Origin of the sequence: Streptomyces graminofaciens (genome assembly GCF_030294945.1) — a bacterium.
GTDB lineage: Bacteria > Actinomycetota > Actinomycetes > Streptomycetales > Streptomycetaceae > Streptomyces > Streptomyces graminofaciens.
The window spans coordinates 7,969,825-7,993,319 of sequence record NZ_AP018448.1; the positions used below are offsets into that span (position 1 = coordinate 7,969,825).

Sequence of the window (23,495 nt, forward strand, 5' to 3'; positions counted from 1 at the left end):
ACCGACGTGACGCCAGCGCCCTGCCCGCATGACGAGTGACGGGAAACCCCGTCACTGCCGTCTCGCGGCTCCGTACGCGCCTTGCTCCCTTCCCTTGGACGGCGCGCGGTCACCGCGCCACTCAGTCGTCACTCGCTGAGTGGATCGCCCATCCCTTCCGGGTGTCATGGACCGGGTGCAGCCCAACCACCGGGATCCCCGCGATCCGGTCCCTGGGTCTACGCCCGAGGGTCAGACCAACGGCTTAGCCGATGACACCGATCGATCCGTGAAGACGACGGACTTCTACGTCTCCCCTGCCGCTCGAACCGCGTGTAAGCAGGTCCGGCGGGGTCCTACGCATGCAGCCGTGAATCGGAGTCACCTCCGAATCTGGTGCGCACCAGTAGGTTGCATCTGGTGCGCACCAGAGTCAAGGGGCTTTGCTGATTCGGGCGGTAGTTCTCCGCCCTGGCGCATCTCTAGGAGACAGTTCGAGACGGGGTGTCCGGTAGCCAACAGGACTTAACTCCTGCCCTGTTAACCCCTGTTGACCTGCGGTGATGTGAGGCATGCTGGAAAGGTCAGCGAAGGGGACCGATCGCCGGGCGGTGGCTGTGAGTTCAGGACTATGGAGCGCGCGAACGGCACGTGGTTGGTCGCAGGAACGACTGGTTCGCGAGATCGAGCAGTACGCCCGGCGGCACGTCACGGACGTGGCATCGACCGCGAGTTTGCGGGTGTACGTGTCCGAGTGGGAGAACGGCAAGCGTTCCATCTCGGACCGGTACGCGGTGATCCTGCGTCAGCTCATGGGGGTGACGGACGCCGAATTGAGGGGCGCCCCATCAGCCGTCGTTCCGCCGATGGCCGACGGGTACGACGAACTCCTCAGCAGGATCGATTCGGCGAGCAGTGTCGACGAATCCATGGTCCAGGCGTTCAACGGCCAGACCGAGTTGCTACGGACGATGGACCGGCGGTTGGGTGCGGCCAGCCTTGTGGACCAGGTGACGGGACACCTTGCCGCTCTCGAAGACGCGCTGAACTTCGCCGTACTGCCTCATACGCGCCGCCCTGTGGCCCTCGCGCTTGCAGGGGCGTCAACCATGGCCGCATGGCAAGCGATCGATGCGGGGGCAGTGGAACGGGCCTGGCGCCACTACGAGTTGGCGAAACGAGCCGCGCGGGACGCTGAGGCGCCGATGTACCTCGCTCACGCCATGGCAGAGCAGGCATACGTGCTGTGCGAGGCCGGTCGGCCGGCGCTTGGTGTCGACTTGGTCCGCGACGCGCAGCGGACCCTGGGGCAAGCCGGATCGTCCCGTCTCCAGGCATGGCTGTACGCCGCTGAAGCCGAGATGTGCGCACATGCTGGAATGCCGGACGCCTGCCGACATGCCCTCGACAGGGCCGCTGCGTGCATTCCGGCGGGCCCTGAGGACCGCGACCCGGACATGTTGAGCATCTTCCTCAACAGCTCGCACCTGGCCCGATGGCATGGAAACGTCCTTGCCCTGCTTGGCGACGACGAGGCGGTGACCAGCCTCTATGACGCGCTGGACGTGGCAGACCCAACCTTCGTGCGCGCAAAGGCTGGGCTACACACTGATCTCGCCCAAGCGCACCTGGCGCGAGACGAGTACGACGACGCGGACACCCACCTGAGGCAGGCGCGATTGCTGGCAAGTCGTACCGGCTCCGTACGCCAGCGGCGCCGCGTCGACCTCCTCAGCGAGCAGCTGTAACCCCCGGTTTGCCCCGGCTCGCCAGGATGTGGAGAAGGGCAACCAGGGTGCCGGAGCCCATCAGCTCACCACGAGCCATGAGCCCAGGAATGTCGGAAAGGGGCACCCATTCGATGTGCCCTGCCTCTTCAAGATCTGTGGGTGATCCCACTTGTTCGGCCCCGTGACCCACGAAGATCTCGTGAGGCGAGTCGACCATGCCGATCATGGGTTGGTACGTGACGACGTGTTTCAGCGTCTTCGGGCGCCAACCGGTCTCTTCTACGAATTCCCTCAGCGCCGTGTCTGCGGGGTCCTCTCCTTCATCCACGATGCCGCCGGGGAGTTCCCAACCCCACTGCTGCGGGACGAAGCGGTAGCGCCACATCATGAGCACGCGGTCTTGCTCGTCCACCACCGCCGTGATGGCAACGTGGTGCAGCTTCACCACGTGATGCTCGAACCGCTCGACGCCGGGCGGCTCCACGTCCCAGAGCTGGAGCTTGACCCATCGGTTGTCGTAGAGGTCACGTTCGCCGTGGATGCGCCAAGGCTCCAGCCCTTCGGGAGTCTTGACGCTCACCGTGCCAGGCACCCGGTAGGAGCTGCGCCCGTGAACCTCCAAGGCGCCCTCGGCCACGAGTCGGGCTAGCACCTGTCGGAGCGCCGTCCGGCCGATGTCGAGTTCTTCGACCAGCGTGCGCTCCGAGGGGAACTTGTCACCCGGTGCGTACTCGCCGGCGGCGAGCCGTGCGCGAAGCGTCTCGTAGACCTTGATTGTCTTCGGTCCCATCCGCGGAGCACTCTCCGTTCTGCCGTGGTGCGTACCAGCGTAGCGGGCGGTATGTACGTGTAGGCAGTCGCTAGTGTGACTCGGTCTGCCCTGCCCCCTCATCCTCTGAGGCGCTGCTCCTCTTGGGCTGCAGTGCCCTTTGTTGAGTGGGCGACGATGTCGCTGAAGATTCGTCGCACACGAGAGGGCATAACCTGCAGCAGACGCCGCGTTCGTTCGACCTCATCTTTCGACTGCAGGTCAAAAGCTCTAGCAAGAATCGGACGCACGTCCTCAGGGCTCACCCTGTTGGCAACATCTAGCCTTCGTAGGACCTGGTCAGGGCCGTAACCAACGCGAACAGCCAGACTGCGGGAAGCGCGGCCAGTTGCTTCCTCTTCGGGTGAGGCTGATACGAGGTTATGCCTCAAAGCTTCAGCAGCTTCATGTGCGAGTCGTTCTCGCAGTTTTTCTTGTTTGGCCGCTGTCAGTTCGGCCTGAAGGGCTGCAATATGCTCCTGAGCTGCCGCCATCTGCTCTCTCGCTTCCGCGAATTCGCGAGCCGCACGCTGCTCCTCCACCGTGTCTGCCGCTGCTCGAACTTTTTGTGTGGTGATCACCACTTCCGCTTCTTGTGACGTTTCAGTCTTCTCTCTATCTTTCTCTTCGTTTTCTGCGCTTTCAATTTGCCTTTCTAGTTGATCGCATCGTTCCTCTGCCAAAATTCTAGCGCTTGTCGCATCTGCAAGCTGCTTTTTGAGGATGGCGATATCTGCCTGCAGTTGATCTCTTTCGGCGCGCAGTTCGTCCGCCTCGGAGGTGAAAAGATCAATTTCTGCCTTAGCTGCCTGCCTATCTGCAGCCCGCACTGCACGCAACGCTTTTAGTTCCACATTTAGCTGATCTACGTGCTGCTGGGATTCATGCAGTGCCTGCCGGAGTAGCCGTTCGAGAGAAGTGGCCTCCCGCACTTGCTCGTCGGCCTCCTCGAGGAGACGCTGAAGGTCGGCCGCTCTCTTTGTCCCCGCGCTAGTTTTAGCCGCACGGACGTACAGTTGACGCAATAGCGCTACTGTTTCGTCGCTGGTCTGTATCTCCCGTTCCTCTGCCACGTGCGCGAGCAGATTGACAACGAAGTTCCATGGTGGGATGCGTGTGCCTTTGAGGTAACGAGAGAGGGTGCCCGCGTCGGTATAGCAGCGAGCCGCATATCTGCGCAGTGAGATGCCGAGCGAATCGAAAAGCGTGCGTAAGGCCTCAGCGAATGCCCGATGATCTTCGGGTACTGCATCGCCGATAGGTTCTAGCGTCCCCACGCCATCCTCCCCCTCAGGCGTTGCAGGAGTGGCAACACTGCTGTGGCGCTCCTGCAACGCTACGTCCGCCCTAGTCAGCTGCCTGTGGGCACACTGGTGCGCGGTGCTCGAACTTTGCAGCAAGTATGCCCGTTGCTGCAAGAGCAACACCTACCACGGTGTTGCCAAGTGGGAGCAACACTCCTGTTGCTGCTTCTGCAGCGCCTTCTTTCGCAGGCAAGCTTGACTCAGCACGTAATCCTGGGCTCCTGCCCCTCGAAGAAAGGTAAACGGTTGAACTCCCGTGCGGACTCCCCCTATTCGAATGTCGCTCGACTCTTTGACTTCATGGCTTTCGTAGGGATTCTCTCCATTGTTCTCGCTCTCGCCTACCTGGGGGTGGGGGCCGCTTTCATCGCGTCAATTGCTGCGCTGGTCGGCGTCTGTGGGCGTATCTGGGTGGCCATTAGTCGCCCGTCGGGGACGTTCCGCGCGGACAAGGCGCACGTTACGTGGGCCCCAGGTAAGTGGCAGGGCAGGATGGAGACTGAGCGCCGAACGGACGGGGGCGCTGAGAGGTGACGGCCTCGCCCTAAGCGAGAACAAAGCGCGGACTCCGACTGCGGCAGCGCTCACGCAGTGCCGCACTTGTTGCCCCGTGCGTCTCTGGACGAGGTGTGGACGACTTTTAGCGGCTTGAGGGCGGACACTTCTGTTTCCGCAGGTCAGCACCATCTCAGGAATTTACTCGTGAGCGGACTGTAAATCCGTCGGCTTAGCCTCGATCTTTCTTGACGGTCCGCCGACGGAGTCGGTGGACCGTTTTCGTGCCGTGGACTGAGCTTGCGCAGGCCGAAGGCCCGAGTGCCGCCTCGGGATGGCGCCGGATTCCACTGCTCCGGGTGTTGAGGTGCTGTCGAAGGGACGGGGAATCCGCTGGTCAGCCAGGGTCGGGCAGGTGGGTGAGCCTGTCGAGGGCTGCGGTGATGTGGCCGGTCCAGGGCCAGTGCCGGGCAAGGCGGAGGATCCGTCGGCGGCCGGTGGTCACGAGTTGTCCGGCCGCGGTGAACAAGCGGAGGCGTAGTCGGCGGGGTTCCCAGAGCCTGGCTTTGCCGGTCAGGGCGAGCATCGGTATCCAGGCCAGCAGGTCGAGAGCGATCTGCACGATCTCCAGCCAGATCCGGTTCTGGGCGGTGCGGTGCAGGGGCAGGTTGCGCAGGCCGGTGGCCCGGGCGGCGCGGATGCGGTCCTCGGCCCGGGCCCGCAGTCGGTGGCGGAGCTCGAGCTCGGCGATCGGCCGGCCCAAGGTGTTGGTGGCGAAACAGGTCAGCCGCATACCGTCCGCATCCGTGAGCCGCAACTGGGCCCCGGGGTGCGGTCGTTCCTTCCTGACGATCAGCCGTATGCCCTCCGGCCAGCCGTCCAGAACGTCGCCGGTGAGTTCAGCGACCCAGGCGCCGTCGCGGATCTCGCCGTCCGCCTCGACGGCCGCCGTCCAGGCCGATGCCGGAACGCTCAGCACGTGCTGGTGGATCGCCTCGGTGATCACCATGCCGACCGAGTAGGACAGCCACCGTCCCCGCCGGGCGAGCCAGGCGACGAAGTCGTGGGTGCCGCCCGCGGAGTCGGTGCGGATCAGGGTCCGGCGTCCGCGCCGGTACTTCTTCGGCAGCTGAGCCAGGGCCAGTTGGGCGGCGGTGATGTGGTCAGCGGCCGTGTTCGATCCCGCGTTGCCTGCTCTGAGCAGGGCCGCGACCGGTTCACCCGTGCCGCCCGGTCCGTGGTCGACGAACCCCATCAGCGGGTGGTGGCCGTAGGTTCGCTTCCACGTGGGTGCGGCGTCCTCCTTGTCCGAGTGCGCGATCACCAGCACCCCGTCGAGGTCCACGGTCACCGTCCCGCCCGCGTCAGGCGCTTCCCGGTCGGCCAACCGCCAGACGTGTCGGCGGACTTCAGCCCGCGCGGCACGGATGGCCCGCAGGGCCTTCTCCCCGGAGGTGGCCAGGGCCTCGACGAGACGAGAGACCGTCGGGTCGGAGGCCACCGGCCCGAACACGGCCGGCTCGGCCCGCAGCATGGCGACATCCGCGAGGCAGTCCCCGCCCAGCGCGACCGCCAGGGCCACGTCCAGCAGGGTCTTGCCCGGATCGTGCACCGCCCGAGCTTTCCGCCACGGCGTCAGCGCCGCTGATATCGCGGTGTCCAGGCCGGCCTTGCGGACGGTCTCGACCAGCAGCACGCCCCCGGCCTGCGAGACCACCGCCCGGCCGCCGCCCTCGATGCGGACACGCGGGTACGACCCGATACGCTTCTTCACCTGGAGAGTGCTTCTTTCCGTGCAGCCAACAGGACCCTAGACAAGTCCCATCGTTGCAGGTCAGGAGCACTCTCCGCTTATTTGATCAAGCCTCGGACACCCCGCCTCGTGAAAGCGCGAGGTTAGCCTACCCAGGTTCGAATCCTGGCGCCGCCACGTGGAGGGAAGCCCCTCCGGACTGTGAGAGCAGTTCGGAGGGGCTTCTTCGTGTGTGGGGTGACGGGAACGGGCGGGCGTGGTCGGCCGATGCGTTGTTGATCACCGGCGTGAGGGCACACTGACCGCATGTCATCGCGCCGCAGGAACTGCCCCGAGTGTCGTCGGGAGATCGCCGTCGTGGCCGGGCGCTTCGCGCGGCACGATCCACCGGGGGCGACCGGGGAACTCGTCTCGTGCCCCGGTTCGCGCAGCCCGGCCCAGCTCGGCGCGGCCCAGCCCGCGCTCGACGGATACGTCGTCCCCGACTTCCCCGGCCAACTGCCCCTGTTCTAGCGCGACTCGGCGGCAGCGGACTCGAGCGCAACCGACGCGAGCGCACCGATGCGAGCGCCGCCGCCCCGCCGCCCCCGGGCCCAGCCCCGCCCCCTCAGTTCCCCGCCACCGACTTGACCGCCACCGACACCGGCGCCGAACCGCTGATCAGTTCCAGTGTCAGACCCGTCGTGGCCGGGGTGTCGATCAGTTCGGCCAGTACGGCGGCCACGTCGTCGCGGGGGATCGGGCCGCGGCCGGTGTTGGCCTCCAGGCGGACGAGGCCCGTGCCGGCGTCGTCCGTCAGCATGCCGGGGCGCAGGATCGTCCAGTCCAGGGCGTCCAGACCGCGTACGTGCGCGTCGGCCTGGCCCTTCGCCCGCAGATACACGTCGAAGACCTCGTTGCCCTCGCGTTTCGGGTCCGCGCCCATCGACGACACGACCACATAGCGTCGTACGCCCGTACGCACTGCCGCGTCCGCGAACAGGACCGCCGCGGCCCGGTCCACCGTGTCCTTGCGGGCCGCCCCGCTGCCGGGGCCGGCGCCCGCCGCGAACACGGCCGCGTCCGCGCCCTGCAGATGCGCGGCGACCTCCTCCACCGAGGCCGACTCCAGGTCGCACAGCACCGGCTCGGCGCCGGCCGCGCGCAGATCGTCGGCCTGTTCGGGTCGGCGGATGATCCCCGCGACCTCGTCCCCGCGCGCGGCGAGCAGTCGCTCCAGCCGCAGCGCGATCTGACCATGACCTCCGGCGATGACAATACGCATGCTTTCGACCGTACGCCTGGGCGGCCGCGTTCGCCGCGCGACCGGCACCACCGTGCACACAAAAAGCATGCCCAGCACAACCATGTGGGTGCCTCGTATGTCTCACCAGTGTTCGCCGTGATCGGCGAACGCCGAAACATAGGGGGACGTCATCACCGTCATGCGTAATTCCGTCGTACGTACGTCCATCGAGCGCGCATCCGCCGCCCGTGCGACCGTCATCCGGCGGACCTTCACCGGAGTCGGCTGCGCCGCCGCCGTGCTCGTCACGATGGCCGCCTGCGGCACCGTCGAGAACCTCACCGCGGGCCAGAAGGTGGACAACGCCGTCGACCGGCTCGGCGAGCAGAAGTCGCTGGCCTTCGGGCTGCGGCTCGACGCCGAACCGGAGGCCGTCACCGAGCTGATGGGCGAGGACGCCGAGGAGATGCCGCCGCAGATGGCGAAGATGCTCACCGGGATGCGCGTCGACATCTCGGTCAAGTCCCGCAAGGCGCTGGCCGATTCGGGCGAGAAGGACATCATCGGTACCGGCGTGAAGATCTCCGGGGACGACGGCGTCTTCGTCGAGTACCGGGTCGTCGGTGACCACATGTACTACCGCGTCGACATGGAGGCCATGGGCGAGGCCATGGGCATGCCGATGCCTTCGACCGACGAACTCCCCAAGGGCGAGGAGGGCCTGCGGGCCGTCTTCGAGGGCAAGTGGGCCAAGATCGACACCGGTGAGCTGGAGGAGGCCGCCGGGGGCTCCGGCAAGGGTTCCGCTGCCGAGGAGCTCGAGGCCAAGACCCAGAAGAAGATCCTCGACGCCGTGCGCGGTGTCGTCGCCCGCGAGGTCACGTTCAAGTCCCGGGACGGCAAGGACGGCGCCGAAGTCATCGCCGCCAAGGCCAACTTCCGTGACCTGATCACCAGCGTCTTCGACAAGCTCCAGCCGCTGAAGAAAGACCTCCCGCCGGGTGCCGAGCTCCCCACGGGCGACGACCTGAAGGACGCCCCGAACAGGAAGGTCACCGTCGACTTCACGATCAAGAACGGCGACCTGACCCGCATCGAGACCGACCTCGCCGTTCTCGCCGACGACGCGAAGGGCGCCGAACTGCCGTTGGTCCTCACCTTCGGCAAGGCCGGCGACGTCGCCGCGCCCAAGGACGCCACGGAGATCCCGGTCGACGAGTTCGGGGGCCCGTTCGGCGCCGGAATGCTGGGCGGAGGCGTCCTCTGACCCGCCCCACGCTCGGGTCGGCACCCCCGGGGTTCTGACTGGATGTCGGGCACGCGCGCGTGGAGCACGAAAACCTTCACGCGCGCGTGAACCCTGATCAACACGCACCGCACGACCCCGCCCCGCTACGACGACTCCCCCCGACGCCCCTGCCTCCCCTGCCGAGGCAGATCCAGCACCGCGGCCGCACCCGCCGCCGAGCCGCAGAACTCCCGTACCGCGCTGGTCCGCGCCACCACGCGCCCCCTGTGCACCACGATCCGGCTGTACGCGAGCGACAGCACCCCTGAGAGGCGATCACCTCGTACGGCGAGGAGTTCGGCCGGGAAACCCGCCTCCACGCGCACCTCGGGCAGCCCCAGGGCGGCTCGCGCGGCCGTGCTCACGGCGTCGTACGCCTCCTCGGCCCGCAGCCCGTAGCGGGAGGCCAGCAGATAGGCCGCCTCCAGCGGGTCCCCGCGGCCCACAGGGTTCGCCACGTCCCGCAGCGCCCCGCTGCCCGCCGCCACCCGCACCCCGGCCGCCCGGAGCAGCCGTACGGGAGCCGTGCCGCGGTCGTCCACGCCGCCGCAGCCGCCCTGCGGGAGGCAGACCACGGTCACACCGGCCGCCGCGAGCTGGTCCGCCGCACGGGACGCCGTCTGGGCCGGCAGCCGCGCCAGTCCGCCGCACGGGCCGAGGGCCACCCCGGGCCGCAGCCCGCCCGCCATGGCCGCGAACCGGGCCAGCCGAGCCGGATCGTCGCCCTCGGTGTGCAGATCGACCGGGCAGCCGTGCTCGGAGGCGACCTGCAGGACCGCCTCGACGTACCCGGTGGGATCGGGGTCCAGATCGGGGCAGCCGCCCACCACGGAGGCGCCCATCTTGACCGCGTCATGCAGCATCGCGAGCCCGTCCGCCCCGGCCACCCCGGTCAGCACCCGGGGCATCGCCACCGTCGTCAACTCCGCCAGCCCGCGCAACGACCGCCCGGCCTGGAGCACCGCCTCCAGCGCACCCAGCCCCGGCACGTCACCCACATGCACGTGCGAGCGCAGCGCGGTGGCGCCGTGCCCGAGCTGGAGCAGCGCGGCCTCGGTGGCCCGCCGCTGGACGTCCTGGCCGTCGTACGAGACAGGGCCCCCGGTGTCCGCCGACAGCGCCGTGTCGGCGTGGGCGTGCGGCTCGGCGGGGGCGGGGAGGAGCAGATAGCCGCCGAGATCCACGCGCGTGGCCGATGTCCCGCCCGCGCCCAGACTGCCCGCCGTGCCGACCGCCTCGATACGGCCGCCGCCCAGCCGCACGTCCACGGCTCGGCCGTCGGTGAGCCGTGCCCCGCACAGCAGCAGGGCGTCTGACCCGCCCGGTCCCGACGAGGAGCCGGACGAGGAGTGGGACGGCTGCGGCTGACTGTCGGGCATCGCGCTCCCGGGGCTCGACGACTGCTGTCAGGTGACGGCTGCACGGTGATGGACACACGATCACGCAGAGTGAGTCGAGCCTAGGCGCGCGGCCCGCCCTCGGCGCGGAGGAGCGCAATAGTCGTACCGGTGTGGTCCACCCCGCCCAGGGCCGTCCGCGACCGCCGGGAACGCGGTGCGGCGTGGTGCGCGAGGGGCGTGCGCGGCGCCCCGAAACGGCCCGCTGAACACCCTGCACCGGGGGGCGCGAAACGGATTTGGGCGATCGGCCGTGGGGCGTGTAATGTCTTCATCGCTCGCCCCAATAGCTCAGTCGGCAGAGCGTCTCCATGGTAAGGAGAAGGTCTACGGTTCGATTCCGTATTGGGGCTCTGGTGTGAAAGGTTCCCGTCGCAAGGCGGGGCCCGATCGCATCACAGCGGTGTAGCTCAGTCGGTAGAGCAAGCGGCTCATAATCGCTGTGTCACCGGTTCAAGTCCGGTCACCGCTACTGACAGTAGCCGATTGCGGGGTCGGTCCTTCGATCGGCTACTCTTTCTTGCGTTGAATCAATCCTATCCGTTCGTCAAGGAGCACTCACGTGGCTGCCACCGACGTCCGCCCGAAGATCACGCTGGCCTGCGTGGAGTGCAAGGAGCGGAACTACATCACCAAGAAGAACCGGCGTAACAACCCGGACCGACTGGAGATGAAGAAGCACTGCCCGCGTTGCAACGCGCACACCGCGCACCGCGAAACGCGATAAATCAGGCTCGTACACGAGGCCGTCCCCGAGAGATCGGGGGCGGCCTCGCGTCGTTGAGCGGGTCATACCGCCCAGTAGAAGCAACCAGGTCAATAGAGCAACCAGGAGGTGCCGAGCCATGGCGCTCGACCAGTCCTTCGTGGGGCGGACCTACCCGCCCACCGATCCCTACGAGGTCGGCCGGGAAAAGATCCGCGAGTTCGCCGAGGCCGTGGGGGACGCCCACCCGGCGTACACGGACCCGGAAGCCGCCAAGGCGCTCGGTCACCCCGATGTCATCGCCCCGCCGACCTTCGTGTTCTCCATCACCTTCAAGGCGGCGGGACAAGTCGTCCAGGACCCGCAGTTGGGCCTCGACTACAGCCGCGTGGTGCACGGTGACCAGAAGTTCGCCCACAAGCGCCCGGTGCGCGCCGGCGACCGGCTCACGGTCACCTCGACCATCGAGACGATCAAGTCCCTCGCGGGCAACGACATCCTGGACATCCGAGGCGAGGTCCACGACGAGGCCGGCGAGCACGTCGTGACCGCCTGGACCAAGCTCGTGGCCCGCGCGGCCGAGGAGGGCTGAGGCTTCGATGACGGCGAAGATCTCTTACGACGACGTCGAGGTCGGCACCGAACTGCCTGCCCAGACCTTCGGCGTGACCCGCGCCACCCTCGTCCAGTACGCGGGCGCCTCCGGCGACTTCAACCCGATCCACTGGAACGAGAAGTTCGCCAAGGAGGTCGGCCTCCCGGACGTCATCGCACACGGCATGTTCACCATGGCCGAGGCGATCCGGGTCGTCACCGACTGGACCGGCGACCCCGGCTCGATCGTCGAGTACGGCGTCCGCTTCACCAAGCCCGTCGTCGTCCCGAACGACGCCGAGGGCGCGACCATCGAGGTCAGCGCCAAGGTCGGCGCCAAGCTCGACGACAACACCGTCCGCGTCGACCTGACGGCGATGAGCGCCGGGCAGAAGGTGCTGGGCATGTCCCGGGCGGTCGTACGGCTGGCCTGAGAGCCGATGAACGGTAAGGGGCGTCCGCTACTGCGGGCGCCCCTTACGCGTGGCGTACACACGGGCGTACGCGTGCGCGCCCCTCACCCGGCTCACGCGCCCGGCAGGACTGTCGGACCCGTCTCGTACTCTTGAGCCCGTGCAGGAACTCCACGACGCCCCCCTCGCCCCGCTGACCACCTTCCGGCTGGGCGGGCCCGCGCACCGGCTGATCACGGCGACCACCGACGACGAGGTGATCGCCGCCGTCCGTGAGGCCGACGACACCGGAACGCCCCTGCTGCTCATCGGCGGCGGCTCGAACCTGGTCATCGGTGACAAGGGCTTCGCGGGTACCGCGCTCGTCATCGCCACCGAGGGCTTCGCGCTGGACGGCACACGGCTGGAGCTGGCCGCCGGCGAGGTGTGGACCGACGCGGTCGCCCGCACTGTCGAGGCCGGGCTCGCCGGGATCGAGTGCCTCGCCGGAATCCCCGGCTCCGCAGGCGCGACACCGATCCAGAACGTGGGCGCGTACGGCCAGGAGGTCGCCTCCACCATCACCGAGGTCGTCGCCTACGACCGGCTCACGCGCGAGACGGTCACGATCCCGAACGCCGAGTGCGCCTTCACGTACCGCCACAGCCGCTTCAAGGCCGACCCCGAGCGGTACGTCGTGCTGCGGGTGCGGTTCGAACTGGAGGACGCGGACGGGCTGTCGGAGCCCGTCAAGTACGCCGAGACGGCTCGTGCGCTCGGGGTGGAGGCCGGTGACCGGGTGCCCCTCGCCGAGGCCCGGGAGACCGTGCTGAAGCTGCGCTCCGGCAAGGGCATGGTGCTCGACCCCGAGGACCACGACACCTGGTCGGCCGGGTCGTTCTTCACCAATCCGATCCTCACGGACGAGGAGTTCGCCGTGTTCCACGCGCGCGTGCGGGAGCGGCTCGGTGCGGACGCCGTCCCGCCCGCGTACCCGGCGGCGGACGGCCACACCAAGACCTCCGCCGCCTGGCTGATCGACAAGGCGGGCTTCACCAAGGGGTACGGGAGCGGGCCCGCCCGCATCTCGACCAAGCACACTCTGGCGCTCACCAACCGGGGCACGGCCACAACCGAGGACCTGCTGACGCTGGCCCGGGAGGTCGTCGCCGGGGTCCGGGACGTGTTCGGGGTCACGCTGGTGAACGAGCCGGTGACCGTCGGGGTCAGCCTGTAGGCCCGGGGCGCCGCAAGGGGCTCAGTAGGCGACGCCCACGCCCTGCCTCACCGTGGCCGGGTCGTCGATCGCCTCCAGCATCGCGTGCGCCACATCGGCGCGGGCCACGAAGCGACCCCTGACCGGAAAGCCCCCCACGACCCTCCGGTACACACCGGTGAGCGGTTTGTCCTGAAGGCGCGGCGGCCGTACGGCCGTCCAGTCGGTGCCGCTGCGGGCCAGGTCGGCCTCCATCTCCCGCAGGTCGGTGTAGACGTCCTTGAGGACCGCTGAGACGATCCCGCGCATCGCGCGGTCGAGAAACCCGTCCCCCTCCGGCTCGGGACCGACCGGCGAGGCGCTCACCACGACCAGCCGCCGGACCCCCTCGGCCTCCAGGGCCGCCAGCGCCGTACGGGTCAGCCGGGCGGCGACCCCGGCGTCCTTGCGGCCGCGCGGGCCCAGACCGGAGACGACCGCGTCACGACCGGCGACGGCGGGGCGCAACGCCTCGGCATCGGTGAGATCCGCACGGAACACCTCCAGGCGTTCCCCGGTGACGGGCATGCGCGCGGGGTCACGCACGACGGCCGTGACCTCGTGACCGGCGGCGAGGGCCTGGCGGACGAGTTCCTTGCCTATGCCTCCGGTGGCGCCGAGAACGGTGAGTTTCATGAGAGCTCCCGCATACGAAAGTTGGGTGGGTGAGTATTCACTCACCCCTGCCTCCCTCTAGAGTGAGTAAGTACTCACCCACTCGTCAAGAGCGATTGGACATCCCATGGAGAACAAGCCGACCCGGGTTCGACTGCTCGATGCCGCGCACGAGCTGATGCTCACGGTCGGGCTCGCGCGGGCCACGACGAAGGAGATCGCACGGGCGGCCGGATGTTCCGAGGCGGCGCTGTACAAGCACTTCGACAGCAAGGAGGAACTGTTCGTCCTGGTGCTCACGGAGCGGCTGCCGCCGCTCGGCCCGCTGATCGGCGGCCTCGCCGCCGAGCCGGGCGGGCGCTCCCTGGAGGAGAACCTCACCGAGATCGCCCACCGGGCGTGCCTCTTCTACGAGCAGAGCTTCCCGATCGCCGCGTCCCTGTACGCCGAGACCCAGCTCAAGCGACGGCACGACGAGGCGATGCGGGAGCGGGGGACAGGGCCGCACATACCGATCCAGGGCCTGGACGCCTATCTGCGCGCCGAACAGGCCCTCGGCCGCGTCCGCCCCGACGCCGACACCTTCGCGGCGGCCTCGCTCCTCCTCGGCGCCTGCGCCCAGCGCGCGTTCGCGTACGACGCGGCGGAGGAGCGACCGGAGGGGGCGGAGTTCGCCGCCCGGCTGGCCCGGACGCTCGTCGCGGGGCTCGTCGTGTGAAGCGCTGTGATGGGCTGTGCAGCGCCGTGAAGCGCTAGGCGGCCAGCCAGTCGTCCACCCCGGCCAGCAGCTTCACCCGGGTCTCCTCGGGCGCCGCCGACGCCCGGATCGACTGCCGGGCCAGCTCCGCCAGTTCCGCGTCAGTGAAGGCGTGGTGGTGGCGGGCGATCTCGTACTGGGCCGCCAGGCGGGAGCCGAAGAGCAGGGGGTCGTCGGCGCCCAGGGCCATGGGGACGCCGGCGTCGAAGAGGGTGCGCAGGGGGACGTGCTGGGGCTTCTCGTAGACGCCCAGGGCCACGTTCGAGGCCGGGCAGACCTCGCAGGTCACGCCCTTCTCCGCGAGGCGCTTCAGCAGCCGGGGGTCCTCCGCCGCGCGCACCCCGTGCCCCAACCGGTTCGCGTGCAGGTCGTCCAGGCAGTCGCGGACCGAGGACGGACCGGTCAGCTCGCCGCCGTGCGGGGCGGACAGCAGACCGCCCTCGCGCGCGATGGCGAAGGCACGGTCGAAGTCCCGCGCCATGCCCCGGCGTTCGTCGTTGGAGAGGCCGAAGCCCACCACGCCCTTGTCGGCGTAGCGCACCGCGAGCCGGGCCAGCGTACGGGCGTCCAGCGGATGCTTCATGCGGTTCGCGGCGACCACGACCCGCATCCCGAGCCCGGTCTCCCGCATCGTCGTGTCCACCGCGTCCAGGATGATCTCCAGCGCGGGGATCAGACCGCCCAGGCGAGGGGCGTACGACGTCGGGTCCACCTGGATCTCCAGCCAGCCCGAGCCGTCCTTCAGGTCCTCCTCGGCGGCCTCGCGCACGAGGCGCTGGATGTCCTCGGGCTCCCTGACGCACGAACGCGCCGCGTCGTACAGCCGCTGGAACCGGAACCACCCTCGCTCGTCCGTCGCCCGCAGCTTCGGCGGCTCCCCGCTGGTCAGCGCCTCCGTCAGCGCTTCGGGCAGTCTTGCGCCGTACTTGTCGGCCAGCTCCAGCACGGTCGTGGGCCGCATCGACCCGGTGAAGTGCAGATGCAGATGGGCCTTGGGCAGTTCAGAGAGATCACGTACACGCTCCATTGAAGGATCCTGCCGTACGTCTCCGCCCTCCCGAAAGCGGAATCCCCGAACGTGGTCTTGCTCGCACAAGCAAGCGGGCCCCACACACGAAAATTCGTATGCGAGGCCCACCTGGGAGAACGGACCTCAGTCCGTCGCCTCCGCCAGCAGCTTCTGGATGCGGCTCACACCCTCGACGAGGTCCTCGTCACCCAGGGCGTACGACAGCCGCAGATAGCCGGGGGTGCCGAAGGCCTCACCCGGGACGACCGCGACCTCGGCCTCGTCCAGGATCAGCGCGGCCAGCTCGACCGAGTCCTGCGGGCGCTTGCCGCGGATCTCCTTGCCGAGCAGGCCCTTGACCGACGGGTACGCGTAGAACGCGCCCTCGGGCTCCGGGCAGAGCACGCCGTCGATCTCGTTGAGCATGCGCACGATCGTCTTGCGGCGGCGGTCGAAGGCCTCGCGCATCTCGGCGACGGCCGTCAGGTCGCCGGAGACGGCGGCGAGGGCGGCCACCTGTGCGACGTTCGACACGTTCGACGTGGCGTGCGACTGGAGGTTCGTCGCGGCCTTGACCACGTCCTTCGGGCCGACGATCCACCCGACGCGCCAGCCGGTCATGGCGTACGTCTTCGCCACGCCGTTGACCACGATGCACTTGTCGCGCAGCTCCGGCACGATCGCGGGCAGCGAGGTGAACTGCGCGTCGCCGTAGACCAGATGCTCGTAGATCTCGTCCGTCATCACCCACAGGCCGTGCTCGACGGCCCAGCGGCCGATCGCCTCGGAGTCCTCGGCGCTGTAGACCGCGCCGGTGGGGTTCGAGGGGGAGACGAAGAGGACGACCTTGGTCTTCTCCGTACGGGCCGCCTCCAGCTGCTCGACCGAGACGCGGTAGCCGGTGGTCTCGTCCGCGACGACCTCGACCGGGACACCGCCGGCCAGCCGGATCGACTCCGGGTACGTCGTCCAGTACGGGGCCGGGACGATGACCTCGTCGCCCGGGTCGAGGATCGCGGCGAAGGCCTCGTAGATGGCCTGCTTGCCGCCGTTGGTGACGAGGATCTGCGCCGGGTCGACCTCGTAGCCGGAGTCGCGCAGGGTCTTCGCGGCGATCGCGGCCTTCAGCTCGGGCAGGCCGCCGGCCGGTGTGTAGCGGTGGTACTTCGGGTTCTTGCAGGCCTCGATGGCCGCCTCGACGATGTAGTCCGGGGTGGGGAAGTCGGGCTCTCCTGCGCCGAAGCCGATCACCGGACGCCCGGCGGCCTTGAGGGCCTTGGCCTTGGCGTCCACGGCGAGGGTGGCGGACTCGGAGATCGCGCCGATACGCGCGGAGACCCGGCGCTCGGTGGGAGGGGTTGCAGCGCTCATGGGGCCCATCGTTTCAGACACGAAACCCCACCGGCACACGGGTTTCACAGACTGAACAGCGACGGGTGCGGCAGGGAACAACCGTCCGGATTCCCGCCGTGGCCTGGGTGATCTTCGATCCCTCGCCGACGATCTTGAACCGATCCGTCCACGATCCTCCGGTAGATCTTCCGTCGACAAAGCGCCTACGGGCACTTTCTGTTCGACGACCGGCCGCGAAGCACGTACACTCTCACCTCGTTGGCCTCCACCGGCCGCGCTCATCCGGTGCACACCGAGCACCCGGGCGGATGCGGTACGTTTGGGGAGAACCACAAAGGGTCGTAGCTCAATTGGTAGAGCACTGGTCTCCAAAACCAGCGGTTGGGGGTTCAAGTCCCTCCGGCCCTGCTACACACTCCTCACGCCAGGATGTGTGCGCATGTACGTACAGAAATGCACCGCCGTGCGGCTCAGACCGGGCGCGGCACGGCCACGACCCGGAATCAGGTGAGGATGAATGACGGACGCCGTGGGCTCCATCGACACGCCTGATGCTCAGGACGAGGTGCCCGAGGACAAGAAGAAGACCCGCAAGGGCGGCAAGCGCGCCAAGAAGGGTCCGTTCAAGCGCCTCGGTATCTTCTACCGCCAGATCGTCGCGGAACTCCGCAAGGTCGTCTGGCCCACTCGTTCCCAGCTGACGACGTACACGACGGTCGTCATCGTCTTCGTCGTCATCATGATCGGTCTGGTGACTGTGATTGACTTCGGACTCGACAAGGCTGCCAAGTACGTCTTTGGCTGAGCCGACAGCGAAGGGCGCCGTTCCCGGCGCCCCTTTCGCGTGTTCCACCCATATGTATCCAGGAAGAAGCAGCCACGTGTCTGACCCGAACCTGAACGACGCCATCGAGCCGGACGAGTCCGTCGAAGACGAGCTCGACACGGTCGAGGGCACGGACACAGAGGACACCGACGAACTCGTTGAGGTCGACGAGATCGACGAGGACGAGGCTGCCGACGAGGACGCGGAAGAGGACGAGCCCGCCGAGGCGGAGGCCGAGGAAGAGCCCGCCGAGCCGGTCGACCCCGTCGAGGCCCTTCGTGAGGAACTGCGTTCCCTGCCCGGCGAGTGGTACGTCATCCACACGTACGCCGGTTACGAGAACCGTGTGAAGACCAACCTGGAGCAGCGCGCCGTCTCGCTGAACGTCGAGGACTTCATCTTCCAGGCCGAGGTGCCGCAGGAAGAGGTCGCCCAGATCAAGAACGGCGAGCGCAAGACCATCCGGCAGAACAAGCTCCCCGGCTATGTGCTGGTGCGCATGGACCTGACGAACGAGTCCTGGGGCGTCGTCCGTAACACGCCCGGCGTCACCGGCTTCGTGGGCAACGCCTACGACCCCTACCCGCTGACCCTGGACGAGATCGTCAAGATGCTCGCCCCGGAGGCCGAGGAGAAGGCCGCCCGCGAGGCCGCCGAGGCCGAGGGCAAGCCGGCTCCGGCCCGCAAGGTCGAGGTCCAGGTGCTGGACTTCGAGGTCGGCGACTCGGTCACCGTCACCGACGGCCCGTTCGCCACGCTCCAGGCGACCATCAACGAGATCAACGCGGACTCGAAGAAGGTCAAGGGTCTCGTGGAGATCTTCGGCCGCGAGACGCCGGTCGAGCTGTCGTTCGACCAGATCCAGAAGAACTAGCCGCCAGCCGGTTCGTACTGGGCCCATCGCTTCCGAGCAGGTCAGGTCGGCTTTCGCAGCCGGTCTGACCTGCTCGGTTTTTGGCCGCGCATCTATACCCGTTATCGTTGTGCGGTATGCCTTCATCTGGCCGCGAACCGGGTGAGGGCGCACCCAACCCGAAAGGACCCGGAGAGCAATGCCTCCCAAGAAGAAGAAGGTCACGGGGCTCATCAAGCTCCAGATCAACGCCGGTGCGGCGAACCCGGCCCCGCCGGTCGGTCCGGCGCTGGGTCAGCACGGCGTCAACATCATGGAGTTCTGCAAGGCCTACAACGCCGCGACCGAGTCGCAGCGTGGCTGGGTGATCCCGGTGGAGATCACGGTCTACGAGGACCGCTCCTTCACCTTCATCACCAAGACGCCGCCGGCCGCGAAGATGATCCTCAAGGCCGCTGGTGTCGAGAAGGGCTCCGGCGAGCCGCACAAGACCAAGGTCGCCAAGATCACCGAGGCGCAGGTCCGCGAGATCGCCACCACCAAGCTGCCCGACCTCAACGCCAACGACCTGGACGCCGCCGCGAAGATCATCGCCGGTACCGCGCGTTCCATGGGCATCACGGTCGAGGGCTGAACCCCAGCTTCGTAGAAACCCTGCGGCGGTGATCCTCTGATCGCCCGTCGCACGTGGCAGGGCCTGCTCGGCCCGTACCACGACTCCTTTCAGAACACACAGGAGCAGTTGTGAGCAAGCGCAGCAAGGCTCTCCGCGCTGCGGACGCCAAGGTCGACCGGGACAAGCTCTACGCCCCGCTCGAGGCCGTCCGTCTCGCCAAGGAGACCTCCACGACCAAGTTCGACGGCACCGTCGAGGTCGCCTTCCGTCTGGGTGTCGACCCGCGCAAGGCCGACCAGATGGTCCGTGGCACCGTGAACCTCCCGCACGGCACCGGTAAGACCGCCCGGGTCCTGGTCTTCGCGACCGGTGACCGTGCCGAGGCCGCGACCGCCGCGGGCGCCGACATCGTCGGCTCCGACGAACTCATCGACGAGGTGGCGAAGGGCCGTCTGGACTTCGACGCCGTCGTCGCCACCCCGGACCTCATGGGCAAGGTCGGCCGCCTCGGCCGTGTGCTCGGTCCCCGTGGTCTCATGCCGAACCCCAAGACCGGCACCGTGACCCCCGATGTCGTGAAGGCCGTCAACGACATCAAGGGCGGCAAGATCGAGTTCCGCGTCGACAAGCACTCGAACCTGCACTTCATCATCGGCAAGACGTCGTTCGACGACACCAAGCTGGTGGAGAACTACGCCGCGGCGCTGGAGGAGATCCTCCGTCTGAAGCCGTCGGCCGCCAAGGGTCGCTACATCAAGAAGGCCGCGATCAGCACCACGATCGGCCCCGGCATTCCGGTCGACTCCAACCGCACCCGCAACCTCCTCGTCGAGGAGGACCCGGCCGCCGTCTGAGCCCCGCGCTCACCCCGGCAGCCGCGTCACGCACGCGTTTGAGAGACGAGCCCCGCAACCTTTCGAGGTGCGGGGCTCGTCCTTTTTGGGCAGGGGCCTTGTCTTATGGGCATACGAATGCCCTTTTGGGCATACGACTGTCAGTGCCCTGCGCTAGCGTGCGGAGCACGGCAATCTCCATGGGGGTGGGGGACGGATGAACAGCACGAGCATGTGCCGTACGGTCCTGTCGATCGCGGCGGTGACCGCGCTGGCGGGGACGGCGGCCTGCAGCTCCTCCGACTCGGGCGGGGGCGACGAGGGGATCCGCTCCGGGGGCGATCTCCTCGCGGCGCTGCGGCTGGCGGACAAGTCCACGAGTGACGCCGACTCGGCGAAGATCGAGTCCACGGCCACCATGGGCGAGCTGATGTCCATGAGGTCGGACGGCGCGCTCGACTGGGCCGACGGCCTCCAGGGCACCATGACGATCACGTACACCGGCGGCCAGGCGGCCGAGCAGATGAGCCAGCTGGGCATCACCTCCACGGAGGCCCGCTATCTGCCCGACGCCTACTACGCGAACATGGGCGACACCTTCGCCGAGCAGTACGAGGGCAAGCACTGGATCAGGTACGCGTACGACGACCTGGAGAACTCCGCCGGTGCCTCGGGCGCGTACATCAAGGACATCTTCAAGAACGTCACGCCGAACCAGTCGGTGAAGCTCCTGCTGGCCTCCGGGGACGTCGAGAAGGTCGGCGAGAGCAAGGTCCGGGGCGAGAACACCACGCACTACTCGGGCACGGTGGACGTCGCCGACCTCGCTGAGCAGAACTCCAACCTCGGCGAGGAGAAGCGCGCCGAGCTCCAGAAGCAGCTGGAGCAGGCCGGCATCACCACGGAGACCATCGACCTCTGGATCAACGAGGACGACCTGCTGGTGAAGAAGGTCGAGAAGGGCGAGACGGCGAACGGCACGCTCTCCTCGACGGTCTACTACAGCGACTACGGCGTGGAGGTGTCCCCCAAGGAGCCACCGGCCACCGACACCGTCGACTTCGCCGAGCTGATGAAGGACCTGCCGGCCGGCTGAAACCGCGGGACAGCCCGGTCCGGGCGCGGCTAGGGTCCCCTTCGGCCCACAGGGGTGGGTCGCCTGATACTGGGGGGACACATGAGGTTTTCCGCGCTCGGTTCGACACGCCGCAGAGCAATCGGCGTCGCCGCCGCGGCCGCGCTGCTCGGTGGCGGGGTCACCGGCTGCGGTACGGAGGCCGAGGCGGAGCCGGAGGCGTCGAAGTCGGCCTCAGCCGGGGCCGGGTCCCTGGCCCCGGCTGAGGCCGTGGCCCGGGCGGCGGAGAAGACGGCGGACATCACCTCCCTCCGCTATCGGGTGACCGGCACACTGCCCGAGCACGGCAAGGTGCGGGCCGAGGCGTCCATGGGCGTGCAGCCGTCCGTGCTGCGTATGGAGCTGACCGGGCTGGGGGACAGCGAGGACAAGCCCCTGGAGGTCCGGTTCGTCGACGGGGCCATCTACGCCCGGGGGGACACGGCAGTCCTCGGCGACACCACCGGGAGGCGCTGGGTCACGGCCGAGCCCGCCGCATGGGGCGGCCTCAGCGTGGACAACCAGTCCTACCGCGTCCTGCCCCGACAGCTGGAGGGCAGCCCGCTCACGCAGTCCACGCTCCTGACCGGGGCCAAGGACGTGACGAAGACCGGCACCGAGACCGTGGACGGCACCCGGACCACCCACTACCAGGGCACGGTCACGGGCAAGGGGCTGAGAGCAACCCAGGGGGCCGCCAAGGACAAGAGGAACCGGCAGCTCTCGATCAACAACTTCGACCAGTTCATGGCCCTGGGCCTGAAGGTCGGGAGCGCGCTCGCCATGGATCTGTGGGTCGACGAGGACGGCCGGGCCAAGCAGTTCCGGATGCGGGGAGAGACCAGTGCGCTGGACAGCGAGGGGCGTTGGGTCGACACCGGTCCCCTCGACATGACCGTCACCTTCCTGGACGTCGACCCGTCGGTGACCGTCGAGCCCCCGGCGGCCGGTGACACCGTGGACCTCGGCGCGCTCGTGGACGCGCGCGGAGCCGGCTGAGCGGTGGCCCCCGGGAGCGGATTTGCTTGACGGCGATTCGGTCCCGTACTCTTCCGAAGAAGCCAAAGACCGCTGGTCGTTGCCGTGCGCTTGCAAGAGGGTGCGGTGGCCGAAGGATCCGCTGAACTGCGGACGACCCGCGCAGGTGACTGTGGAAGTTGCTCCTGGTCCGGTTCCGTTTCCGTATGGAATTCGTCCGGTCGAGCTACGCCCCGAGCGCCTGCGCCGGGGCGTTTCGTTTTGTCCAGCCCCTTCTGAGCGGTCCTCATCACCCGGAAGGAGGCCGACGCTCTATGGCAAGGCCCGACAAGGCTGCCGCGGTGGCCGAGCTCACGGAGCAGTTCCGTAGCTCGAATGCCGCCGTGCTGACCGAGTACCGGGGTCTCACCGTGGCGCAGCTCAAGACGCTGCGTCGTTCGCTCGGTGAGAACGCCCAGTACGCCGTGGTGAAGAACACGCTGACCAAGATTGCGGCCAACGAGGCCGGGATCTCGACGCTCGACGACCTGTTCAACGGTCCGACGGCGGTCGCCTTCATCACCGGTGACCCGGTGGAGTCGGCGAAGGGTCTTCGTGACTTCGCCAAGGACAACCCGAACCTCGTCATCAAGGGCGGTGTCCTTGACGGCAAGGCGCTGTCCGCCGACGAGATCAAGAAGCTTGCGGACCTCGAGTCCCGCGAGGTTCTGCTCTCCAAGCTGGCGGGTGCCTTCAAGGGCAAGCAGTCCCAGACTGCTCAGCTCTTCCAGGCGCTTCCCTCGAAGCTCGTCCGCACCGTGGACGCTCTTCGCGCCAAGCGGGACGAGCAGGGCGGTGCCGAGTAACTCGGCTCGCGCATTGATCCACGCCGCCTGAGGCGCGGGTCGTAGCGGGCCGTATGTACGCCCGCCGTTTCGATACAACCGGCACCTGCCGAAATTAGTGGAAGGATCGCCCATCATGGCGAAGCTGTCTCAGGAAGACCTGCTCGCGCAGTTCGAGGAGATGACCCTCATCGAGCTCTCCGAGTTCGTGAAGGCGTTCGAGGACAAGTTCGACGTCACCGCCGCCGCCGCGGTCGCCGTTGCCGCCCCGGGCGCCCCGGGTGCCCCGGCCGAGGCCGTCGAGGAGCAGGACGAGTTCGACGTCATCCTCACCGGTGCCGGCGACAAGAAGATCCAGGTCATCAAGGTCGTGCGTGAGCTGACCTCCCTGGGTCTGAAGGAGGCCAAGGACCTCGTGGACGGCGCCCCCAAGGCCGTTCTCGAGAAGGTCGCCAAGGACGCCGCGGAGAAGGCCGCCGAGGCCCTCAAGGGCGCCGGTGCCGCCGTCGAGGTCAAGTAACACCTCTTCGGGTCCGCACGGACTCTCCTGCGCCGTACAGCTCTGAAAGCGGGGCTGTAACGCAGACGCACTGAAGGGCGATCACCCATGTGGGTGGTCGCCCTTCGGCGTTCCGGGACGTCGAGCGACGGCTGCCTTGAACTGTCGGTCGCGACGAGTATGGTGATCTTCGTTGTGCCTCCGAACACCCCTGATGACCGGCTGCGAGTGACGATCGCGGCACCTGGTTCGGGCATGGGGGCCTTGACGAACTGCACGCAGCGCGCAATTC

At 68.0% G+C, this 23,495-nt stretch carries 24 protein-coding genes and 3 tRNA genes; 19 read left to right on the forward strand and 8 right to left on the reverse strand.

Translation table 11 applies throughout. The features are described 5' to 3' along the window. The first annotated feature begins 719 nt into the window (after positions 1–719). A complete protein-coding gene (locus SGFS_RS35015; protein ID WP_286260227.1) occupies positions 720–1,727 on the forward strand; it encodes a tetratricopeptide repeat protein in 1,008 nt (335 codons plus the stop codon). Here the strand turns inward: SGFS_RS35015 and SGFS_RS35020 are convergent. The 3 genes from SGFS_RS35020 to SGFS_RS35030 all read right to left on the reverse strand — a co-directional run bounded on the left by SGFS_RS35020 (position 1,711) and on the right by SGFS_RS35030 (position 6,090). Continuing rightward, positions 1,711–2,499, reverse strand: a complete 789-nt coding sequence (locus SGFS_RS35020; RefSeq protein WP_286256190.1) for an NUDIX domain-containing protein — start codon at positions 2,497–2,499, stop codon at positions 1,711–1,713. The genes SGFS_RS35015 and SGFS_RS35020 overlap by 17 nt on opposite strands. Positions 2,500–2,597: 98 nt before the next feature. Continuing rightward, positions 2,598–3,794 carry a coiled-coil domain-containing protein gene (locus SGFS_RS35025; protein WP_286256191.1) on the reverse strand — a complete coding sequence of 399 codons (1,197 nt, stop codon included), beginning with the start codon at positions 3,792–3,794 and terminating at the stop codon, positions 2,598–2,600. A gap of 919 nt (positions 3,795–4,713) precedes the next feature. Continuing rightward, positions 4,714–6,090 carry an IS1380 family transposase gene (locus SGFS_RS35030; protein WP_286253570.1) on the reverse strand — a complete coding sequence of 459 codons (1,377 nt, stop codon included), beginning with the start codon at positions 6,088–6,090 and terminating at the stop codon, positions 4,714–4,716. 285 nt (positions 6,091–6,375) lie between these two features. Here SGFS_RS35030 and SGFS_RS35035 point away from each other — a divergent pair, with 285 nt between their 5' ends. Beyond that, on the forward strand, positions 6,376–6,582 hold the full coding sequence (locus SGFS_RS35035) for a hypothetical protein (RefSeq protein ID WP_286256192.1): 207 nt from the start codon (positions 6,376–6,378) through the stop codon (positions 6,580–6,582). 94 nt (positions 6,583–6,676) lie between these two features. Here the strand turns inward: SGFS_RS35035 and SGFS_RS35040 are convergent, their stop codons facing one another. Further along, a complete protein-coding gene (locus tag SGFS_RS35040) occupies positions 6,677–7,333 on the reverse strand; it encodes an NAD(P)H-binding protein (protein ID WP_286256193.1) in 657 nt (218 codons plus the stop codon). A 160-nt stretch (positions 7,334–7,493) separates the two neighbouring features. Between SGFS_RS35040 and SGFS_RS35045 the strand changes: the two genes are divergently transcribed. After that, a complete protein-coding gene (locus tag SGFS_RS35045; RefSeq protein WP_286256194.1) occupies positions 7,494–8,561 on the forward strand; it encodes a hypothetical protein in 1,068 nt (355 codons plus the stop codon). 125 nt (positions 8,562–8,686) lie between these two features. Here the strand turns inward: SGFS_RS35045 and SGFS_RS35050 are convergent, their stop codons facing one another. Then, the gene (locus SGFS_RS35050; RefSeq protein ID WP_286256195.1) at positions 8,687–9,961 is read right to left on the reverse strand and encodes an amidohydrolase family protein; all 1,275 of its coding nucleotides are present in this window, start codon (positions 9,959–9,961) and stop codon (positions 8,687–8,689) included. Positions 9,962–10,259: 298 nt separating this feature from the next. On the opposite strand from SGFS_RS35050, the gene SGFS_RS35055 reads away from it, so the two are divergent. The 6 genes from SGFS_RS35055 to SGFS_RS35080 all read left to right on the forward strand — a co-directional run bounded on the left by SGFS_RS35055 (position 10,260) and on the right by SGFS_RS35080 (position 12,908). Then, positions 10,260–10,332 (forward strand) — tRNA-Thr (locus tag SGFS_RS35055). Positions 10,333–10,378: 46 nt separating this feature from the next. After that, positions 10,379–10,451: transfer RNA gene (locus SGFS_RS35060), tRNA-Met, on the forward strand. A gap of 90 nt (positions 10,452–10,541) precedes the next feature. Beyond that, positions 10,542–10,706 (forward strand): 50S ribosomal protein L33, encoded by a 165-nt coding sequence (gene rpmG, locus SGFS_RS35065; protein ID WP_003948671.1) that lies wholly within the window; start codon positions 10,542–10,544, stop codon positions 10,704–10,706. 118 nt (positions 10,707–10,824) lie between these two features. Then, entirely contained in the window at positions 10,825–11,277 is a 453-nt protein-coding gene (locus SGFS_RS35070; protein ID WP_286256196.1) for a MaoC family dehydratase N-terminal domain-containing protein, read from the forward strand. 7 nt (positions 11,278–11,284) lie between these two features. Beyond that, on the forward strand, positions 11,285–11,713 hold the full coding sequence (locus tag SGFS_RS35075; protein ID WP_286256197.1) for a MaoC family dehydratase: 429 nt from the start codon (positions 11,285–11,287) through the stop codon (positions 11,711–11,713). 139 nt (positions 11,714–11,852) lie between these two features. Then, on the forward strand, positions 11,853–12,908 hold the full coding sequence (locus SGFS_RS35080) for a UDP-N-acetylmuramate dehydrogenase (protein WP_286256198.1): 1,056 nt from the start codon (positions 11,853–11,855) through the stop codon (positions 12,906–12,908). Positions 12,909–12,929: 21 nt separating this feature from the next. Here the strand turns inward: SGFS_RS35080 and SGFS_RS35085 are convergent, their stop codons facing one another. Then, on the reverse strand, positions 12,930–13,562 hold the full coding sequence (locus tag SGFS_RS35085; protein ID WP_286256199.1) for an NAD(P)-dependent oxidoreductase: 633 nt from the start codon (positions 13,560–13,562) through the stop codon (positions 12,930–12,932). A 106-nt stretch (positions 13,563–13,668) separates the two neighbouring features. Between SGFS_RS35085 and SGFS_RS35090 the strand changes: the two genes are divergently transcribed. Then, the gene (locus tag SGFS_RS35090; RefSeq protein ID WP_286256200.1) at positions 13,669–14,259 is read left to right on the forward strand and encodes a TetR/AcrR family transcriptional regulator; all 591 of its coding nucleotides are present in this window, start codon (positions 13,669–13,671) and stop codon (positions 14,257–14,259) included. 34 nt (positions 14,260–14,293) lie between these two features. On the opposite strand, the gene SGFS_RS35095 is transcribed toward SGFS_RS35090, so the two are convergent. Together SGFS_RS35095 and SGFS_RS35100 are read right to left on the reverse strand one after the other, a co-directional pair. Continuing rightward, positions 14,294–15,325: an adenosine deaminase gene (locus SGFS_RS35095; protein WP_286256201.1), complete on the reverse strand. Its 1,032-nt coding sequence runs from the start codon at positions 15,323–15,325 to the stop codon at positions 14,294–14,296. A 126-nt stretch (positions 15,326–15,451) separates the two neighbouring features. Continuing rightward, on the reverse strand, positions 15,452–16,678 hold the full coding sequence (locus SGFS_RS35100) for a pyridoxal phosphate-dependent aminotransferase (protein WP_286256202.1): 1,227 nt from the start codon (positions 16,676–16,678) through the stop codon (positions 15,452–15,454). A gap of 317 nt (positions 16,679–16,995) precedes the next feature. Between SGFS_RS35100 and SGFS_RS35105 the strand changes: the two genes are divergently transcribed. From SGFS_RS35105 to rplL, 9 genes are all read left to right on the forward strand, one after another. Continuing rightward, positions 16,996–17,068, forward strand: a tRNA-Trp gene (locus SGFS_RS35105). Between the two features lie 109 nt (positions 17,069–17,177). Next, positions 17,178–17,465 carry a preprotein translocase subunit SecE gene (secE, locus tag SGFS_RS35110; protein ID WP_286256203.1) on the forward strand — a complete coding sequence of 96 codons (288 nt, stop codon included), beginning with the start codon at positions 17,178–17,180 and terminating at the stop codon, positions 17,463–17,465. Between the two features lie 76 nt (positions 17,466–17,541). Next, a complete protein-coding gene (gene nusG / locus SGFS_RS35115) occupies positions 17,542–18,360 on the forward strand; it encodes a transcription termination/antitermination protein NusG (protein WP_286256204.1) in 819 nt (272 codons plus the stop codon). Between the two features lie 178 nt (positions 18,361–18,538). Beyond that, positions 18,539–18,973: a 50S ribosomal protein L11 gene (rplK, locus tag SGFS_RS35120; RefSeq protein WP_286256205.1), complete on the forward strand. Its 435-nt coding sequence runs from the start codon at positions 18,539–18,541 to the stop codon at positions 18,971–18,973. A gap of 110 nt (positions 18,974–19,083) precedes the next feature. Further along, complete coding sequence (rplA, locus tag SGFS_RS35125; protein ID WP_286256206.1) at positions 19,084–19,809, forward strand: 50S ribosomal protein L1; 726 nt, start codon at positions 19,084–19,086, stop codon at positions 19,807–19,809. A 196-nt stretch (positions 19,810–20,005) separates the two neighbouring features. After that, positions 20,006–20,884 carry an SCO4651 family lipoprotein gene (locus SGFS_RS35130; protein ID WP_286256207.1) on the forward strand — a complete coding sequence of 293 codons (879 nt, stop codon included), beginning with the start codon at positions 20,006–20,008 and terminating at the stop codon, positions 20,882–20,884. Positions 20,885–20,965: 81 nt separating this feature from the next. Beyond that, positions 20,966–21,901 (forward strand): SCO4651 family lipoprotein, encoded by a 936-nt coding sequence (locus SGFS_RS35135; protein WP_286256208.1) that lies wholly within the window; start codon positions 20,966–20,968, stop codon positions 21,899–21,901. Between the two features lie 293 nt (positions 21,902–22,194). After that, a complete protein-coding gene (gene rplJ / locus SGFS_RS35140; RefSeq protein WP_286256209.1) occupies positions 22,195–22,725 on the forward strand; it encodes a 50S ribosomal protein L10 in 531 nt (176 codons plus the stop codon). 115 nt (positions 22,726–22,840) lie between these two features. Then, complete coding sequence (gene rplL / locus SGFS_RS35145; RefSeq protein ID WP_286256210.1) at positions 22,841–23,224, forward strand: 50S ribosomal protein L7/L12; 384 nt, start codon at positions 22,841–22,843, stop codon at positions 23,222–23,224. Positions 23,225–23,495 lie beyond the last annotated feature (271 nt).

Excerpts from the sequence above, each read along its gene's own strand:
- SGFS_RS35020 (WP_286256190.1), bottom strand. The coding sequence starts at position 2,499 with ATGGGACCGAAGACAATCAAGGTCTACGAGACGCTTCGCGCACGGCTC.
- SGFS_RS35035 (WP_286256192.1), top strand. The coding sequence starts at position 6,376 with ATGTCATCGCGCCGCAGGAACTGCCCCGAGTGTCGTCGGGAGATCGCC.
- secE (WP_286256203.1), top strand. The coding sequence starts at position 17,178 with ATGACGGACGCCGTGGGCTCCATCGACACGCCTGATGCTCAGGACGAG.
- SGFS_RS35100 (WP_286256202.1), bottom strand. The coding sequence starts at position 16,678 with ATGAGCGCTGCAACCCCTCCCACCGAGCGCCGGGTCTCCGCGCGTATC.
- SGFS_RS35075 (WP_286256197.1), top strand. The coding sequence starts at position 11,285 with ATGACGGCGAAGATCTCTTACGACGACGTCGAGGTCGGCACCGAACTG.
- rplJ (WP_286256209.1), top strand. The coding sequence starts at position 22,195 with ATGGCAAGGCCCGACAAGGCTGCCGCGGTGGCCGAGCTCACGGAGCAG.
- SGFS_RS35095 (WP_286256201.1), bottom strand. The coding sequence starts at position 15,325 with ATGGAGCGTGTACGTGATCTCTCTGAACTGCCCAAGGCCCATCTGCAT.
- SGFS_RS35085 (WP_286256199.1), bottom strand. The coding sequence starts at position 13,562 with ATGAAACTCACCGTTCTCGGCGCCACCGGAGGCATAGGCAAGGAACTC.
- SGFS_RS35040 (WP_286256193.1), bottom strand. The coding sequence starts at position 7,333 with ATGCGTATTGTCATCGCCGGAGGTCATGGTCAGATCGCGCTGCGGCTG.
- SGFS_RS35050 (WP_286256195.1), bottom strand. The coding sequence starts at position 9,961 with ATGCCCGACAGTCAGCCGCAGCCGTCCCACTCCTCGTCCGGCTCCTCG.
- SGFS_RS35090 (WP_286256200.1), top strand. The coding sequence starts at position 13,669 with ATGGAGAACAAGCCGACCCGGGTTCGACTGCTCGATGCCGCGCACGAG.
- rplK (WP_286256205.1), top strand. The coding sequence starts at position 18,539 with ATGCCTCCCAAGAAGAAGAAGGTCACGGGGCTCATCAAGCTCCAGATC.
- rplL (WP_286256210.1), top strand. The coding sequence starts at position 22,841 with ATGGCGAAGCTGTCTCAGGAAGACCTGCTCGCGCAGTTCGAGGAGATG.
- SGFS_RS35130 (WP_286256207.1), top strand. The coding sequence starts at position 20,006 with ATGAACAGCACGAGCATGTGCCGTACGGTCCTGTCGATCGCGGCGGTG.
- SGFS_RS35135 (WP_286256208.1), top strand. The coding sequence starts at position 20,966 with ATGAGGTTTTCCGCGCTCGGTTCGACACGCCGCAGAGCAATCGGCGTC.
- SGFS_RS35045 (WP_286256194.1), top strand. The coding sequence starts at position 7,494 with ATGCGTAATTCCGTCGTACGTACGTCCATCGAGCGCGCATCCGCCGCC.
- SGFS_RS35070 (WP_286256196.1), top strand. The coding sequence starts at position 10,825 with ATGGCGCTCGACCAGTCCTTCGTGGGGCGGACCTACCCGCCCACCGAT.